Source organism: Symbiopectobacterium purcellii (assembly GCF_019797845.1).
Taxonomy (GTDB): Bacteria; Pseudomonadota; Gammaproteobacteria; order Enterobacterales; family Enterobacteriaceae; genus Symbiopectobacterium; species Symbiopectobacterium purcellii.
In genome coordinates this window covers 2636396-2653036 of sequence record NZ_CP081864.1, presented here as the reverse complement: position 1 = coordinate 2653036, position 16641 = coordinate 2636396, and the positions used below count along the sequence as shown (strand labels likewise).

The 16641-nt window shown below is 53.4% G+C and carries 13 protein-coding genes; 5 read left to right on the top strand and 8 right to left on the bottom strand.

Annotated elements, in window-relative coordinates; translation table 11 throughout:
* Window positions 1-2 precede the first annotated feature (2 nt).
* Together K6K13_RS23270 and K6K13_RS12435 are read left to right on the top strand one after the other, a co-directional pair.
* Window positions 3-5219 (top strand): RHS repeat-associated core domain-containing protein, encoded by a 5217-nt coding sequence (locus tag K6K13_RS23270; RefSeq protein ID WP_252120273.1) that lies wholly within the window; start codon window positions 3-5, stop codon window positions 5217-5219.
* 68 nt (window positions 5220-5287) lie between these two features.
* Window positions 5288-5683 (top strand): hypothetical protein, encoded by a 396-nt coding sequence (locus K6K13_RS12435; protein ID WP_252120272.1) that lies wholly within the window; start codon window positions 5288-5290, stop codon window positions 5681-5683.
* A gap of 134 nt (window positions 5684-5817) precedes the next feature.
* Here K6K13_RS12435 and K6K13_RS23760 read toward each other — a convergent pair whose 3' ends face one another.
* Both K6K13_RS23760 and K6K13_RS23755 read right to left on the bottom strand, forming a co-directional pair.
* Window positions 5818-5949: a SymE family type I addiction module toxin gene (locus K6K13_RS23760; RefSeq protein ID WP_252120517.1), complete on the bottom strand. Its 132-nt coding sequence runs from the start codon at window positions 5947-5949 to the stop codon at window positions 5818-5820.
* Complete coding sequence (locus K6K13_RS23755) at window positions 5907-6029, bottom strand: hypothetical protein (RefSeq protein ID WP_286206767.1); 123 nt, start codon at window positions 6027-6029, stop codon at window positions 5907-5909. Before K6K13_RS23755 ends, K6K13_RS23760 begins: the two co-directional genes overlap by 43 nt.
* 103 nt (window positions 6030-6132) lie before the next feature.
* On the opposite strand from K6K13_RS23755, the gene K6K13_RS12425 reads away from it, so the two are divergent.
* Window positions 6133-6884 (top strand): IS5 family transposase gene (locus K6K13_RS12425; protein ID WP_252120271.1). Its coding sequence is split into 2 segments (ribosomal slippage): window positions 6133-6466 and window positions 6466-6884, totalling 753 coding nucleotides; the frame shifts between segments, so codons are not numbered across the junction.
* A 66-nt stretch (window positions 6885-6950) separates the two neighbouring features.
* Here the strand turns inward: K6K13_RS12425 and cspD are convergent.
* Window positions 6951-7172 (bottom strand): cold shock-like protein CspD, encoded by a 222-nt coding sequence (gene cspD, locus K6K13_RS12420; protein ID WP_222157317.1) that lies wholly within the window; start codon window positions 7170-7172, stop codon window positions 6951-6953.
* 430 nt (window positions 7173-7602) lie between these two features.
* On the opposite strand from cspD, the gene clpS reads away from it, so the two are divergent.
* Window positions 7603-7920, top strand: a complete 318-nt coding sequence (gene clpS / locus K6K13_RS12415; protein ID WP_196906873.1) for an ATP-dependent Clp protease adapter ClpS — start codon at window positions 7603-7605, stop codon at window positions 7918-7920.
* Between the two features lie 30 nt (window positions 7921-7950).
* On the top strand, window positions 7951-10227 hold the full coding sequence (gene clpA / locus K6K13_RS12410; RefSeq protein ID WP_222157316.1) for an ATP-dependent Clp protease ATP-binding subunit ClpA: 2277 nt from the start codon (window positions 7951-7953) through the stop codon (window positions 10225-10227).
* A 179-nt stretch (window positions 10228-10406) separates the two neighbouring features.
* Here clpA and infA read toward each other — a convergent pair whose 3' ends face one another.
* The 5 genes from infA to trxB all read right to left on the bottom strand — a co-directional run bounded on the left by infA (window position 10407) and on the right by trxB (window position 16190).
* Window positions 10407-10625 (bottom strand): translation initiation factor IF-1, encoded by a 219-nt coding sequence (gene infA, locus K6K13_RS12405; protein WP_002211347.1) that lies wholly within the window; start codon window positions 10623-10625, stop codon window positions 10407-10409.
* A 128-nt stretch (window positions 10626-10753) separates the two neighbouring features.
* Entirely contained in the window at window positions 10754-11467 is a 714-nt protein-coding gene (aat, locus tag K6K13_RS12400) for a leucyl/phenylalanyl-tRNA--protein transferase (RefSeq protein WP_222161071.1), read from the bottom strand.
* Window positions 11467-13209, bottom strand: a complete 1743-nt coding sequence (gene cydC / locus K6K13_RS12395) for a heme ABC transporter ATP-binding protein/permease CydC (protein WP_222161070.1) — start codon at window positions 13207-13209, stop codon at window positions 11467-11469. The genes aat and cydC overlap by 1 nt, the downstream gene beginning before the upstream one ends.
* A 19-nt stretch (window positions 13210-13228) precedes the next feature.
* Window positions 13229-14992 (bottom strand): heme ABC transporter permease/ATP-binding protein CydD, encoded by a 1764-nt coding sequence (cydD, locus tag K6K13_RS12390; protein ID WP_222157315.1) that lies wholly within the window; start codon window positions 14990-14992, stop codon window positions 13229-13231.
* A gap of 238 nt (window positions 14993-15230) precedes the next feature.
* Window positions 15231-16190 carry a thioredoxin-disulfide reductase gene (gene trxB, locus K6K13_RS12385; protein ID WP_222157314.1) on the bottom strand — a complete coding sequence of 320 codons (960 nt, stop codon included), beginning with the start codon at window positions 16188-16190 and terminating at the stop codon, window positions 15231-15233.
* Window positions 16191-16641: the final 451 nt, after the last annotated feature.

The following is a 16641-nucleotide window of genomic DNA, read 5'->3' as shown; positions in this document are numbered from 1 at the left end:
TTATGACTCAGGAAAAACAGAATGCCTTGGCGCAAAGTGGTGAAGCTGCGGTCGAAAACTTTGGCACCAATAACCGAATATCAGGGGGATGCGCGACGTGCGCCTGCGAAATCCTCATTAATTACGAATACGACTCGGGCGATCCGGTACCGGATGCGCAATTCGTTTTGACCGACAGCAAAAATACTAAAATCGAAGGCAAAACGGATGAGAACGGAAAAGTATTTATCTATAACATGGGGTGCGGAGCATTTGAGATATTATTGGGTGAGGGCTCTGATAAATTTGTTCCCACGGAAAAAATAAAAAATAACCCGGTGATACAATCCTCACCAGAAAATGCAGCATTGGCCGGGGAATATTTTGCGCTTTATGTAGAAATGCGAAAGCTGAATCTGGTGGTTTATGACCAACATTCCCAGCTTGCGGCGGGGCTGGGTATCATGCACAGCATTCCTCCCCAATATAAACCTGCTTATGAGCGTTTTTGTGTTCTGGTCCGGAAAATACGTCGTGGAGATCCTGCGTTCCGCAAAGAGATTGGTCGCATCCATAACAGTATCTCCGCAGAGGTTGCAACCTTAGCACAGCAGATTGACTCTGCTGTATTGCTAATGGGAGAAATCATTCTGGGGTGTATCCCGGTTGTCGGGTCGGCGATTGATGCGATCTGTATTGCTGAATGGTGTTACAGCACCTATCAAAAACCCGCATTGCTTGATGATCCAATGCATCAAATGGACGGTGTTTTTTGCGCTATCGGCGTTATTCCAGGGCTTGGCGATGCCATGAAAATCAGCGGGCGCGCCATTACCGATGCGATGCGAAAAGTAAAAACCGGATCGCCTGAAAAAATTCAGGAAGCCATAAAACTGATTCGTGGATTAAGTAACGGAAATATTGTCAAGTGGATCGCAAAAATGCGATCAGAAATGAGAACTTATGCGGATGAAGCCAAGGTCATCTTGACGAAGATGAAAGTGGCGTTGCAAAAAGTGATTAATGAATCATCACTGGGTAATAATTGGATTATCACGTTGATGAAAGATACTTTCCATAAAATGGTGGAGTATCTGGGTAAGCTATTTGATTTAGTCGACGCTACCGTCACGTTAATTGATAGCGAACTGGTTGCCTTTATTCCCAATATCATGACGCAGGCGGTGGGGAGTGCGCGCGCCAAAGGAACGTGCAGCGCTTCAGGGCTGGAAATAGAAAAAGGCGCTTCGGGTGATTACCTTACCGAGGAAGAGAGCAATGAAGATGTTAAGAGAACAAAAGACACCGGGTTAACCAATAGCGCGGTGGGGATTGCGGCAGCCATGGCGGCGGTAGGGTTTGGCCGGGTCCGGGGGGGGCGTCACGCGACTGCCGCGAGCGGCACGCACAAGGCATCGCCGAAAACCACTCACGCGCAGACCTCCTCACAGCACGGTAAACCTGACACGGCAAAAACGGATACTCCCTCGACGCGCACGGAAACGGCACCTGCGCACAACAAAGCCAGTGAACCCGCCACTCAGCACAGCCCAGAGTCTCCGGGTGATAAAGCGCAGACAACCGAAACGCCGCAAACCTCAAAAGGGAAGAAGAAGCGACAGAAAAAACGCCAAGACAGCGGCGCTCAGGATATTAAGGCAAGAAGTAAAAAAGAGACGCGCAGCACCGATCCTAAAGACAAGGACAAAGCCAACCAGCAAGACAAGGAAACCGACGGTAACAGCAAAACCGCAGAAGAGAATGGTGACCCAGTGAATATGGCGACGGGGGCCGTGGTGGAACGACGCACTGACCTCCAACTCGCGGGGCTATTGCCTATCTCACTGGCGCGTTTCTACCGCTCAACTGGTGAACGTCACCCTGGTTTGCTAGGTAACCTGTGGCGCAGTAATTGGGATATCAGCCTGGCGACGCTTACCGACGGTGAATTTAACCGCGCGGTGTTTGTCCTGCCGGGTGAAGGCGAGGTGAATCGCGCGCCATCAAACCCGGAATGGCGGCTCACGCGTGAACAAAACCAACTGATCGTCAGGCACGTAGGCGGATTGCGCTACCGGTTTGAGCATGCGCTCGGTACGCAACTTTGCCTGACGGCGATTGAAGACCCTGCGGGCAACCGCGTGAACTTCGAGTGGGAATTCACGGAGCTTCGCTGGACCTCACTGCCTGACGGGCGATTCATTCATGTGCTCACCGAGCAGCAGCGCATCATCAAGCTGACGCTCTGCTCGGCGCAGCGCCAGCCGATAAAAACGTTAGCACGCTATACCTATGACGAACAGGGGCACTTGCTCAGTGTGCGGGCCAGCGAGGGCCGCAACTTTGACTACCAATACAGCCCGCAAGGCTGGCTGTTGCGCTGGTCTGATTTAGGGACCACCTGGGTAGAACATGACTATGACGACCGCGGACGCGCGATACGCGATCGCACTTCCGACGGCTACTGGGCCGGTCACTTTGAGTACGATGACGCCAATCTCACCAGCTATTACCACAGCGGCTTTGGCGGCGTAACGCGCTATGTGCGCGATGCCCGCAACAATATCCTGATCAAATGCATGCCCGATGGTGGCGAAATCCATTTTGAATGGGTCGATAATCAACTGATAGCGGAAACCGATCCGTTGGGCCAGCGTACGGTTTATGAGCGTAACGCATGGGGGCAACCTACCACGGTGACACTGCCGGATGGCGCGATTCACCGTTACGAATATGACGATGCAGGGCAACTGCTGGCTTATTTCGATCCGCTGGGTAACACATGGCGTTATCAACGTAATGCGCTGGGGCAGATCGTTGAAGTCAACGATCCGGAACAGCGGGAGTGGTTCTACCGCTACAACGCCACCGGGCAACTGGATGCATTGATCGGCCCGGATGGCGTACTCCAGCACTACCGCTACAACCGCCGTGGGTTGCTCAGCGGCATTGAGCGTGATAACACGCCCACCGCGACTTTTCTTTATGATGACGTTGATCGCCTGACCGAGCGCCACATTGCTCATGAAACCGGCGTACAAATCCGGCGCTGGGAATATGAAGGCACGCGCGATACGCCCGCCAAAGTAGTGTACGAAGACGGCAGTGAAACACGCTTTGGTTATGATGTTGAAGGTTACCTGACGGCGGTGACCGACGCGCTGGGGCAACGCTATCAATTCCGTTATGGTGCGTTCGATAACCTGCTGGAAGCGACTGACCCGCTGGGTGCCACGGTGCGCTATCACTACAATGCGCAGGCGGAGTTTGCCGGTGTCACCAACAGTTTGGGCCGGGAGTGGACTTACGGTTTTGACCACTGTGGCCGCCTGAATGAAGAGCGTCATTATGATGGGCGGGTCTATCGCTATCACTATGATGTGGCAGGCCGGTTAGCGCAGCGTCTGGCCCCGGATGGCAGCCACATGTTGTACGCCTATGATGCCGCAGGGCGCATCACCGAGATTGTGACGCGGCGCGCGTCGGGTGACACCGAAGCGGTGACCGAACTGCACTACGATCTGGCGGGACGCCTGATAAAAGCGGCCAACCCGGACGCGGTAGTGGAGTACGCCTATAACCGGGCAGGGCAGGTGATTGCCGAAACGGTTAACGGCGAAGTGCTCACCAGTGACTATGATGCCAGCGGACAGCGGGCACGGGTTGAAGGGATTCTGGCTCCATTACAACTGGCGTGGGCATCAGGCCGCGTGACGGCGCTGGGCATTGGCACACACCAGCCGTTGCAGTTCAGTCATACCGCATCCGGTGAAGAGCAGCGGCGCAGCAACGGCAGCGGCTTTGCACTGCGCCAAGAGTGGAGCCCGACCGGGCTGTTGCAACGCCAGGCGTTGGAAGGGGCGGATGGTCGGGTCAACGACGTGCTGGAGCGGCACTACCAGTATGATGTGCTCGACAGGCTGACAGGCATCAGTGACAGTCACTGGGGGGAACAGGCCTTCCGGTTAAACGGCACCGGGCAGGTGACGGCCGAGCGGCGGGAGGAAGGGCGCCGTCGTCAGGCCCGGCTGTTCGGTTACGACAGCGAACAGAACCTGTGCGAAATTGCTCAGATAGCGCCCGGTATGGGCGAAGCGCTGACGCAGAAAGATGCGGTGGTGCAGTCACTGGCGCGTTATGATGCAGCCGGTCGCGTTATTGAGCGCGGTTATACGCACTATCGCTATGACGACTGTGGCCGGCTGGTGCTAAAACGCGAAACGCGCCCCGGTTTTCGGCCAAAGGAAACGCACTACGAATGGGATGTGCAGGACCGTTTGGTGCGAGTCAGTTTGCCGGAGGGGGCGCGTTGGCGTTATCGTTATGATGCGTTTGGCCGCCGGGTCAGCAAGGTGCGCGAGGGACAAACCTCCTCAGCGCAGGCGGTAGCGCGGGTAGCCTACCGCTGGGACGGCGACCAGCTGGTAGGGCAGCAGCAGTATCTGGCGGATGGCACAGCGGCGCGAGCAGTGCAGTGGGTGTATGAACCGGGGAGTTTCCGGCCACTGGCACAGGTGGAAGAAAAAGGCGATGTTACCCGGCTGCACTATATCGTCACGGATTTGACGGGTACGGCGCGCGAGCTGTGCAGCGAGGAGGGAGAGGTTCACTGGCGGGGTGAACAGGCGCTGTGGGGCAATCATCGTGAGGAGCGCCGGCCCATCGTGTTGCGGCGTTATCTGGGTGATGCGTCGAACGAAGAGGTATACTGCGAACTGCGCTATCAGGGGCAGTTGTACGACGCGGAGACAGGGCTTTACTACAACCGGCATCGTTACTATGATGCGGATAGTGGGCAGTATCTCTCGCCGGACCCGATAGGGCTGTTGGGAGGGTTGAGGCCGCAGGGATATGTAACCAATCCATTCATGTGGTGTGACCCCTTTGGGTTGGAGAAAAAAGGCCCAGCGATGGGGCCTCATGGGCAGCTGAAAAATGATCCAAGCCCCGGACAGTCTCACCACTTAAATCAGGATGCCGCGTTTAGGGATGTTATTCCGCGAGATCAAGGCGCGGCAATAAAATTAGAAGGGAATGCGTTTACCGAACCGGGTTCACAGCATTACGAAGCTCACCGGTCGATGGAGAAGTTTTGGGATCAATATAGGAAAGGTGGAGAATTCTATAGAGAAGCACCAACCAATACTCAGTATACTCAAGCCCTGAAACGATCTTTGGAATCCGCAGGTTTGCAGCCTAATCAGGTGAATCAGGCGGTAAGATATAGTATTCAGAATTGAGTGGAACACGGTGCGTTAGGTGGTATGGAAGTGCCGAGAATCCCAGGAAGAATAAATCAGGTGAAGCCATGAATATATCGCGATTAGCAGTCGATAGGTTGATGAATATCCAATGGTTTTCTCATGTAGGGAAACCAATATTGTTATCTTCTGTCAGGCAAGTTAAAAATGATAATGATTTTCTTGAACATATTGATAGCGTCAAATGGGAAAATTCCACATTAGAAGCTGGTAATGAAATTACAGGCTTATTGGCTAGAAATTATTCGGATTTATATCACAATTGGAATCCTTTGGTAAAAGAAGCAAAAAAAATATTAGATGGGGAGGTTATTCCATCTATTTCATCGGATTTAATATCGAGTGGTGTTATACTAAATAACGTCAAGTGGGATCTGGTGAACTATTTAATGGAAGATGTATATAAAGATAAACTCAAAAAGCCATTTTTTTTGATTCATTGATAATTGTTTATGAATCAGGGCATATACCCTGCGGCTGGGATGGTGAATGGCCTAAAGGAAATTTATTTATTTATTGATTGTCCTGATAGAAAAAGCCAGAAGCGATCTAATGATCCTTCCGGCCTCTTCATCCCTCAAGCCTTAACCTCAGTCTCAATCACCAGTCTTCCCTGTTCCCTGTTCCCTGTTCCCTGTTCCATGGTCACAGTCACCGCCTTGCCGGTTAAAAATCCCAGTTCAGCCAGCCAGTGACCTTTAAGGTTGATGGCGGGCGGCGGGTTGGCTCGCCGTTCTGAGGGGCGTATTCCATGGTGTAACGACGTTTGGTTCGGGTTGCAGTGCTCATAGCGGTTTCGGGTAGGTAGTTAGGGCCTGTTGACAATCATCGCCAAGAACCTGTTTTTTTGTAAAAGAATCTGTTTACATTCTGTCTTTTTTGGAAAAGCAGAATGCCAAGATTGATGCTCAGTGATGACCAATACGAACGGATTAGCCCGTTTTTGCCGGGAAAGGATTCGGATCCGGGACGAACAGCAGCAGATAATCGGCTTTTTGTCGAAGCGGTTTTATGGATCGCCCGAACTGGAAGCCCATGGAGAGATTTACCACCCGATTTCGGACTCTGGAACTGTGTGTACAAACGCTTTGCCAGATGGTCACGGGCAGAAATATGGCATTCCGTTTTTGCTGAACTTGCGGGCGATGCCGATTTCGAGGAAATCTTCATCGACAGCACTATCGTACGGGTTCATCAGCATGCAGCGGGCGCTCCCAAAAAAACGGTGACCAGTCGATTGGTCGTTCTCGCGGGGGATTGACAACCAAGATTCACGCTCTGGTTGATGGGCTGGGCATGCTTGCCCGTTTTAGTTTGACTGGTGGTCAAAAGAGCGACACCAGAGAAGCATTGCCTTTACTTGGTGAATTGAAACCTTCAAGCTTGGCTGCAGACAAAGCCTACGATACGAATGTGATTCTACAATATCTGGAGTCGGTAGGCATTCAGGCTGTCATCCCCAGCAAAGAGAATCGCCGTGAGCAACGCCCACTGGACAAACATCTTTACGCTTCACGCAATTTGATCGAACGTTTCTTTTGCCGTATCAAGCAATTTCGACGCGTAGCTACACGCTTCGACAAACTCTCAAAACGCTTCGCATCATTCGTTGCGCTCGCTGCTGCATTCGTCTGGCTGTGTTAATTGTCAACAGCCCCTAAAACCAGCATTTTCTTTTGTGGATAATGAGGAATGTTTTTCAGGCCACCGCTAGGCGACAGCCTCGACGACCAGCGGAACGATCAAACTGGCATGATTTCCTTTAGGCCCTTTATGAACATCAAATCTGACCGACTGGCCTGCCTTCAGCGTGCGATAACCGTCCATTTGAATCGTCGAGTAGTGGGCAAAGATATCCTCGCCTCCACCTTCGGGACAGATAAATCCAAAGCCTTTGGCATTATTGAACCATTTAACAGTACCTGTCTCCATGCATTTACGTCCTTCGCAAGAGTATTATCGAAACGAGAGGTTAGGTTATTTGGTCGATATGAATGCGAATTGATTAGAACCCGGTCAATTCACCTGTACACTCTAGTGAAATCGAAAAGAGCGTCAAGCCATCCCACAGGGGCAGCGCAGAGCAGTTTGTCAAAGTTTGATGCAGGTAACGCAATTGATGATTTTCATGCAGGGTTGTTGCTTCAATACGTGTGCTGTTACCGATGATATCCGCGGACGATTTCTTGCTTCTTGGCAACACAGCGCGCGTGCAGGTGATAAAATAGAGTAAATGACTGATGTGGGACTCTCAGTCTGGTATCGCATTAATGAAGATGGATGAATAATGAGTAACCGCAGTGTGGGGATTGAAAATATGTGGGGGCAGGCTACTCACGTTGATGCAACGTCGGAGATACGTATGGAGAGTCGTCCCTGGACGCATTCTGACAGCGTTCTGCTGGAAAAACAGCAGCAAAAACTGCAACCGCCATCGATGTATAACGTGATTTTAAACAATGATGATTACACCCCGATGGAATTTGTTATTGACGTTCTGCAAAAGTTCTTTTCTTATGATATTGAACGCGCAACGCAACTTATGCTGACGGTTCACTATGAAGGGAAGGCTGTCTGTGGTGTTTTCAGTGCCGATGTGGCTGAAACCAAGACGGTGCAAGTGAATCGCTATGCAAGGGAAAATGAGCACCCGTTGCTCTGTACGCTGGAAAGGGCCTGATATCAGGTAATTTATTGTGGGGAGGCGCCTATGCTTAATCAAGAACTGGAACTCAGTCTCAACATGGCTTTCGCCAGAGCGCGTGAGCGCCGCCACGAGTTTATGACCGTGGAGCATTTGCTACTGGCGTTGCTCAGCAACCCAGCGGCGCGCGAAGCGTTGGAAGCATGCTCGGTGGATTTGGCTGCACTGCGCCAGGAGCTGGAAACGTTCATCGAACAGACCACCGCGACGTTACCGCAAAATAATGAAGAACGTGAAACGCAACCGACGTTGAGTTTTCAGCGCGTATTGCAACGAGCCGTGTTCCACGTTCAGTCCTCTGGTCGCAGTGAAGTCTCTGGTGCCAACGTGCTGGTGGCGATCTTCAGCGAGCAGGAATCGCAGGCGGCTTACCTGCTGCGTAAGCATGATGTGAGCCGGCTCGATGTGGTGAACTTCATTTCCCACGGCACCCGTAAAGAAGAACCGGGCCAGGCACCAAGCTCGGAAAACCCTGTCAATGAAGAGCCGGTAGGTGGGGAGGATCGCATAGAAAACTTCACCACTAACCTCAATCAATTGGCGCGCGTTGGCGGTATTGACCCGTTGATTGGCCGTGAAAAAGAGCTGGAGCGCACCATTCAGGTGCTGTGCCGGCGGCGCAAAAACAATCCTCTGCTGGTCGGTGAATCTGGCGTAGGGAAAACGGCCATTGCGGAAGGTTTGGCCTGGCGCATCGTCCAAGGTGACGTACCGGAAGTGATGGCCGGTTGCACGCTCTATTCCCTGGATATCGGTTCGTTGCTGGCGGGCACCAAATATCGCGGTGATTTTGAAAAACGTTTCAAAGCGCTGCTCAAACAGTTGGAACAGGATCAGAGCAGCATCCTGTTTATTGATGAAATCCATACCATCATTGGTGCGGGCGCGGCTTCCGGTGGACAGGTCGATGCGGCCAATCTGATTAAACCGCTGCTCTCCAGCGGCAAGATTCGGGTTATCGGCTCTACCACGTATCAGGAATTCAGCACTATTTTTGAAAAAGACCGTGCGCTGGCGCGTCGTTTCCAGAAAATTGATATTACCGAGCCAAGCGTCGAAGAGACCGTACAAATCATTAATGGGCTCAAGCCGAAATATGAAGCTCACCATGACGTGCGTTACACGGCCAAAGCAGTGCGCGCCGCCGTTGAACTGTCGGTTAAATACATCAACGATCGCCATCTGCCGGACAAAGCTATCGATGTGATCGATGAAGCGGGCGCGCGTAGTCGCCTGATGCCTGCCAGTAAACGCAAAAAAACGGTCAACGTTTCAGATATTGAATCGGTGGTAGCGCGTATCGCCCGTATCCCAGAGAAAACCGTGTCAGCCAGCGATCGCGATGTGCTGAAAAACCTGAGCGATCGCCTGAAAATGTTGGTGTTCGGTCAGGATAAAGCCATCGAAGCGCTGAGTGAGGCTATCAAGATGAGCCGCGCCGGTTTGGGCAGTGAGCGCAAACCTGTCGGCTCTTTCCTGTTTGCCGGGCCGACCGGGGTTGGGAAAACTGAAGTCACCGTGCAACTGGCCAAGGCGATGGACATTGAACTTCTGCGCTTTGATATGTCGGAATACATGGAGCGCCACACCGTAAGCCGCCTGATCGGTGCACCTCCGGGCTACGTGGGTTTCGACCAGGGCGGATTGTTGACGGATGCGGTGATCAAGCATCCGCATTCGGTGCTGCTGCTCGATGAAATTGAAAAAGCGCACCCGGATGTCTTCAACCTGCTGTTGCAGGTGATGGATAATGGTACGCTGACCGACAATAACGGTCGCAAGGCGGATTTCCGCAACGTGATTGTCGTCATGACCACCAATGCAGGCGTGCAAGAGACCCAGCGCAAATCGATTGGCCTGATTCAACAGGACAACAGCAGCGATGCGATGGAAGAGATTAAAAAGATCTTCACGCCGGAATTCCGCAACCGCCTCGACGGCATCATCTGGTTTAACCATCTGTCAGCGCAGATTATTCAGCAGGTGGTGGATAAGTTCGTCGTGGAACTGCAAGCGCAGTTGGACGCCAAAGGCGTGTCGCTGGAAGTCAGCGAAGATGCCCGCAACTGGCTGGCGGATAAAGGCTATGACAAAGCGATGGGCGCGCGGCCAATGGTGCGTGTGATACAGGAAAACCTCAAAAAACCGCTGGCAAACGAACTGTTGTTTGGATCGTTGGTGAATGGCGGCTCGGTTAAGGTTGAACTGGATAGCGCGACCAAGACGTTGACCTACAGCTTCCACAGTGCGCAAAAGCTAAAAACGGAAGGTACGGTGCACTGAGTGTGTCACTGAGCGATAAAAAAAAGCAGTGCGAAAGCACTGCTTTTTTTTGGCTTGGTTATGGTGAGTATGACCACGCGCAATCCGTACCAAAAAGCAAAAGCCCTTACCTGAACAGGGAAGGGCACATAAGGCGGGTACATCCTCAGGTGTCGCAGCGCTAGCGACAGGTGAACCGATTAACGGCTACGGAAGACAATGCGGCCTTTACTCAGGTCGTACGGGGTCAGCTCTACAGTGACTTTGTCACCCGTCAGGATGCGGATATAGTTTTTACGCATTTTACCGGAGATATGAGCGGTAACCACGTGTCCGTTTTCCAACTCAACGCGGAACATGGTGTTAGGCAGTGTATCAAGCACGGTGCCTTGCATTTCAATATTGTCTTCTTTGGCCATCGAATCCTCTAGGGTTAACTACCTTAACTTTTTTAACGGGCACGATAATGCCGAAAAACCGGCCTTAAGTAAAGGAGCGTTGATGATCTCAGCAGCAACTTTCGGATAAGCAGGGCGTATGAGCACGCTTATCTTTCCCTCATTGGGGACAGTGGTAGTACTTGTGGCTGCCAACAGAACGCCGCGACAGGGGCGTCCTGCAGGGCACGTAGTGTTGTCAGATACGCCGCACGCGATACCTCTGTGGCACCGAGAGACGCCGTGTGAGCGTTTAGCACCTGACAGTCGAGCATCTGCCCACCGCAGCGCACAAAATGCGTGATGAGGGCAACCAGCGCGCATTTAGAGGCATTATCGCGGGTGCTGAACATCGATTCGCCGCAAAATAGCTTTCCTTGCGCAATACCGTACAGTCCACCCACCAGTTCATCGTTATGCCAGACTTCGATGGAGTGCGCATGCCCTTGCTCATGCAGTGCGCAATAAGCGGTAATCATCTCTGGGCTGATCCAGGTTCCTTCCTGACGCGTATGTGCACAGGCCTGTGTCACCGCAGCGAACGCACAGTTAAGCGTGATGTGAAAAGGCTGTTTGCGCATGAACTTGTGCAGGCTACGGCTGATATGGAGCGCTTCAGGCTGCAATACAGCGCGTGGATCGGGAGACCACCACAGAATGGGATCGCCGGGCGAGTACCAGGGAAAAATACCGCCTCGATACGCCGCCAGCAATCGGTCAGGTGAAAGGTCTCCGCCAAAGGCCAATAAGCCGTTGGGGTCGGCCAACGCTTTTTCCACCGGAGGAAAAAACGTGGTATTGGGGGACAGTTGAAATAGCTGCATCATGCCTGCCGGGTGGCGTGTTGATGGAACTGCCAATAGCGGCCGCGTGCTGCCAGCAGATCGACGTGGCGACCCTGCTCAACCAGGCGGCCATTATCCAGTACGCAAATACGATCCAGAGACGCCAGATCGTGCAAGCGATGGGTAATTATGATAACCGTTTTACCGTGGGTGTGTTCACGCAGTAGATGCAGAATTTTCTGCTCGGTATCGGCATCCAGCCCTTCAGTCGGTTCATCCAGCAATACCAAGGGGGCAGGGTGGAGTAAGGCGCGAGCCAGTCCCAGGCGGCGCTGTTCCCCGCCAGAGAGTTGGCGTCCGCCTTCACCGATCCAGGCATTGAGGCCCTCTGGCGTGTCCAGCAGATTGCCTAATCCTACCTGTTCCAGTTGTTGGCTCAGTTGAGCATCGCTGGCCTGCGGTGCAGCCAGTAGCAGATTGTCGCGCAGTGTAGCGCTAAAAATATGTATCCGCTGTGGCACCACGCTCATCATGCCGCGCAGCGCCGGTTCACTCCACTGTGTGAGTGGCAGGCCGTTCAGGGTAATGCCGCCTGCATCGCTGTCCCAGGCGCGAGTCAGTAATTGCAATAGCGTAGATTTGCCACATCCGGTACGCCCCAGCAGTGCAATGTGTTCGCCTGGCGCGATATTCAGCGTAATGTCCTGCAATACCGGCAGAGGTTGGCCGGGATAGGTGAAACTGACCTGCTGCAATGACAGCGTTGCCGTTGGGGTTACGGCTGAAGATGGCGTGACCGTTGTGAATACCACCGCAGGCTGCTGACGCAGAATCTGGTCAACGCGCGTGGCTGATGCGATCACCTGGCCCATGTGTTGAAACGCGCCAGCAACCGGACCTAACGCCTCGAACGCTGCCAGTGCGGCGAATACAAACAGGGCAATCAACGCCCCCGGTTGCGTATCACCGCCAATCCCGGCGGCTGCCAGCCAGAGAATGGCGGTCACGGTAAAACCGGTGCAGAGCAGCATCAGTGCCTGCGACAGGCCCGACAGGCGCGCCTGTCGCTGCTGTTGCGTCAGCCAGGCCTGTTCCGTGTCGGCGAGCTGGTGGCGACAGGCTGTCTGTGCGCCAAACAGGGTTAATTCGGCCTGCCCTTGCAGCCAGGTGGTCAACTGCGTGCGATAACGCGAGCGCAGCAGCGTAAGATGGGTGCCAATCGGTTTACCCGCACGATAGAACACCGGCGGGAGTAGGGCTAAGAGCAGCAACATAATGCTGCCGAGGGTCAATGCCAATGAGCTGTCCAGCCAGCTCAGTCCGTAAGTGACTACCAATATCACCACTAGCGCGCTGACCAACGGCGATATCACGCGCAAATAAAGGTGGTCGAGCGTGTCAACATCGGCAACCAGACGGTTGAGCAGGTCGGCCTGACGAAACCGGGCGAGCCCCCCCGGTGAAAGTGGAAGCGTGCGCGAAAAGGTAAACACGCGCAGATGTTGCAACACGCGGAAGGTGGCGTCATGGCTCACCAGACGCTCGGCATAACGCCCGGCAGTACGCAGGATCGCCGCACCGCGCACGCCCGCCGCAGGCAACATATAATTAAACGTCATCAAACCGGCAAGGCCCGCCAGTGACGCTCCCGCCAGAAACCAGCCGGAGAGTGTCAGCAGCCCAATACTTGCCAATAATGTGATAATGGCGAGCACTACGCCGATGCTCAGCCGCCAAATGTGGCGACGATACAGCAGGAGAAAGGGTTTGAGTACCTGCAACGAACTATTCTGCGACATATTAGTAAGCTCCCTGACGCTGTGCCAGAAGGTCAGCAAATGGCCCTGACTGTTGACGTAGCGTGTCGTAGTCACCTTGCTGCGCCAGTTGTCCTTTCTCCATCACCCATATGCAATCGTAATGGCGGGTGTCATCAAGACGATGCGTCACCAGCAAGGTGGCTTGCTGGCGTGTGGCGTTTTCCAAGGCGTGCATCACGCGCTGTTCACTGTGTGAATCCAGACTGGCCGTTGGTTCATCCAGCAGAAGCAACTGCGAGTGCTTTAATAATGTCCGCGCAACGGCAACGCGCTGCGCTTGTCCAACAGAGAGTCGCGCTGCGCCATCGCCCACCACGGTATCAAGCCCCTGCGGCAACTGGGGAAGAAACTCGTGCACGTAAGCCTGTTCTACCGCCTGTTGCAATGCGTTCTCAGTGGCTTGCGGGTTTCCCAACAGAATATTGCTGCGCAGCGTTTCTTCCGGTAAGTGTGGATTTTGCCCTAACCAACTGATGTGTTTACGCCATGCGGTGGCATCCAGTGAATGCAGTTCCTGCCCGTTGATACACAGCGAGCCACGATAGGGTAAAAAACCGAGCAGTACGTTAAGCAGCGAACTTTTTCCGGCACCGCTGACGCCGACCAGCGCCACCCGCTGTCCCGGTTCGAGCGTAAAGGTCAGTGGCTCAGTTAACGCCGCGCCAGTGGGCGACAACACCACTAGTTGGTCCGCCCGAATGGCAATGGTTGTTGCGTCAAAAGGTTGTGTGCCGAGTCCGACTTCCTCCACTTCAGCAGTCAGAAAGCTTACCAGCGATTCTGCTGCACCGACGGCCTGTGCTTTCGCGTGATAAAACGTGCCCAGATCGCGCAACGGCTGGAAAAATTCGGGAGCGAGAATCAAGACCAGAAAGCCAGCAAACAGGGTGACGCCGGTGCCATAATGGCCGAAATTCAGCTCGCCAAGGTAAGAAAAGCCGAAATAGACCGCGACCACCGCGATGGAGATAGACGCAAAAAACTCCAGTACGCCGGAGGAAAGAAACGCCATGCGCAACACTTCCATGGTGCGACTGCGAAAATCTTCCGATGCCCGACGAATGTCATCCACTTCGGCCGCGCCGCGATGGAACAGTCGCAACGTTTCCATGCCGCGCAACCGATCGAGAAAGTGGCCGCTCAGTCGTGCCAGTGCCAGAAAGTTGCGGCGGTTGGCATCGGCGGCCCCCATACCGACCAGCGCCATAAACAGCGGGATCAGCGGGGCAGTAACCAGCAAAATGAGCGCCGCCGCCCAGTTGATGGGAAACACGGCGGCCAGAATCAGCAGGGGAATCAAGGCTGCAAGATACATTTGTGGCAGATAGCGCGCATAGTAATCCTGCATGTCTTCGACTTGTTCTACAATCAGCGTTGCCCAACTGCCAGCCGGTTTTCCCAGTACCCAGGCAGGGCCCAGTCGCTGTAATTTTTCTAGCACCTGATGGCGAATTTGTCGCCGCACCGCCTCGCCACAGCGAAAGCCTACCTGCTCGCGCAGAAAGTGAGTAAGCGCGCGTGCGGCGAACAAACCAATCAGCAGCATAAACGCACTGACGAGTGTCTGACGGGGTTGGTGTTCAATAATCAAGGCGTGGAGCAATGTTGCCAACACCCATGCCTGTGCCACGATCAGAAGGCCGCTTACCATCCCCAGCAGTAAAGAGAGGCGGAGCCAGCGTTGTGCCAGTTTGCTCTGTTGTTTTAGCCAGCGTGCAAGTTGTTGCTGTCGAGTCTGTTTCATAGAGTACCGGGCTGCGCTATAAAGAGGGGGAACACCCAAAAATCCAACCTTTATGTAACTGTTATCTAACAAAAAGCAGGTGGGTATTCAGCGTGGCCTCATGTTACCGCGCTAAAGTGCAGGTGCAAACCAAAAGCAGGGAGAAAAAGCGGGGAGAGATCAATTTTCCCAAAAAGGGAGCCAAAAAAATCCCCTTATTCAGGGGGGACGATCTGAATAAGGGGAGGAGGGCAGCAGATTATCGGGTAGCGAGGCCATCCAGATAGCGCTCTGCGTCCAACGCGGCCATGCAACCGGTGCCTGCCGAGGTAATGGCCTGACGGTAGATATGATCCATAACGTCGCCTGCGGCAAACACGCCAGGGATGCTGGTCTGTGTGGCGTTGCCGTGGATACCGGATTGAACCTTGATGTAGCCGTTTTCCAGCGCCAGTTGGCCGTCAAAAATGGCGGTGTTTGGGCTGTGGCCGATGGCGATAAATACGCCAGCCAGCGCCAGTTCTTCGCTCTCATCTGTCCGGGTGTCGCGAATGCGAACGCCGGTTACGCCCATGTCATCGCCCAGCACTTCGTCCAGCGTACGATCGGTGTGCAACACAATATTGCCGTTTTGCACTTTTTCCATCAGACGATCGATCAGGATTTTCTCTGCGCGAAAGCTGTCACGACGGTGGATTAAATGAACTTGCTGCGCAATGTTGGACAGATAAAGTGCTTCTTCTACCGCCGTATTGCCGCCACCGACTACCGCAACGCGCTGGTTGCGGTAAAAGAAACCGTCACAGGTGGCGCAGGCAGACACGCCCTTGCCTTTAAAGGCCTCTTCGGAAGGCAGACCGATATAACGTGCGGAGGCTCCGGTCGCCACAATCAGGGCATCACAGGTATATTCTTCGCTGTCGCCAAACAGACGAAACGGACGCTGTTGCAAATCAACGCGCTGAATGTGATCGAAAATGATCTCGGTGTTGAACTTTTCAGCATGAGCGTGCATGCGGTCCATCAGCAACGGCCCGGTAAGACCTTCCGCGTCACCTGGCCAGTTTTCCACTTCCGTCGTGGTCGTCAACTGCCCGCCTTTTTCCATACCGGTAATCAACACCGGATGCAGGTTGGCGCGCGCGGCGTACACCGCAGCAGTATAGCCCGCAGGGCCAGAACCTAAAATCAATAGCTTGTGGTGCTTGACGGTACCCATGTGTTCCTCTTTTTTGCAACGGTCTACTTAACGCCGATTGTAAGGAAATTACCAGACTAAAAAAAGTAGGCAGCAAAATTGTTACCTATTTGTTTAATCGGTTGTGCCGATAACCCATACAATTCACTGATAACACAGCGTCATTTATTAGCGAAATGATTGAAAATGGTCTTACCGAGCGTACAGTAGGGTTTTATTTGGCAGTTTCTTCTGATTTTCATTGTTTTGCTTTGACAATCGGCTACCGTTTTGCGAAAACATCTAAGGAAGAGGAAACTATTTGTATGTGAATGGTTGAAAGCTCGGTTTTTCTTTATGTTGTGGCTTTTACCGTGCGACCCGCTGATGGTGCATTTATAACAGGACAGACAGGGTGTTGTGAACGCAGGGATGACATCGCGGTGCGACGTGGCGGTGAAAGGAGAGTGACGTAAAGCGACCCTTGATATAC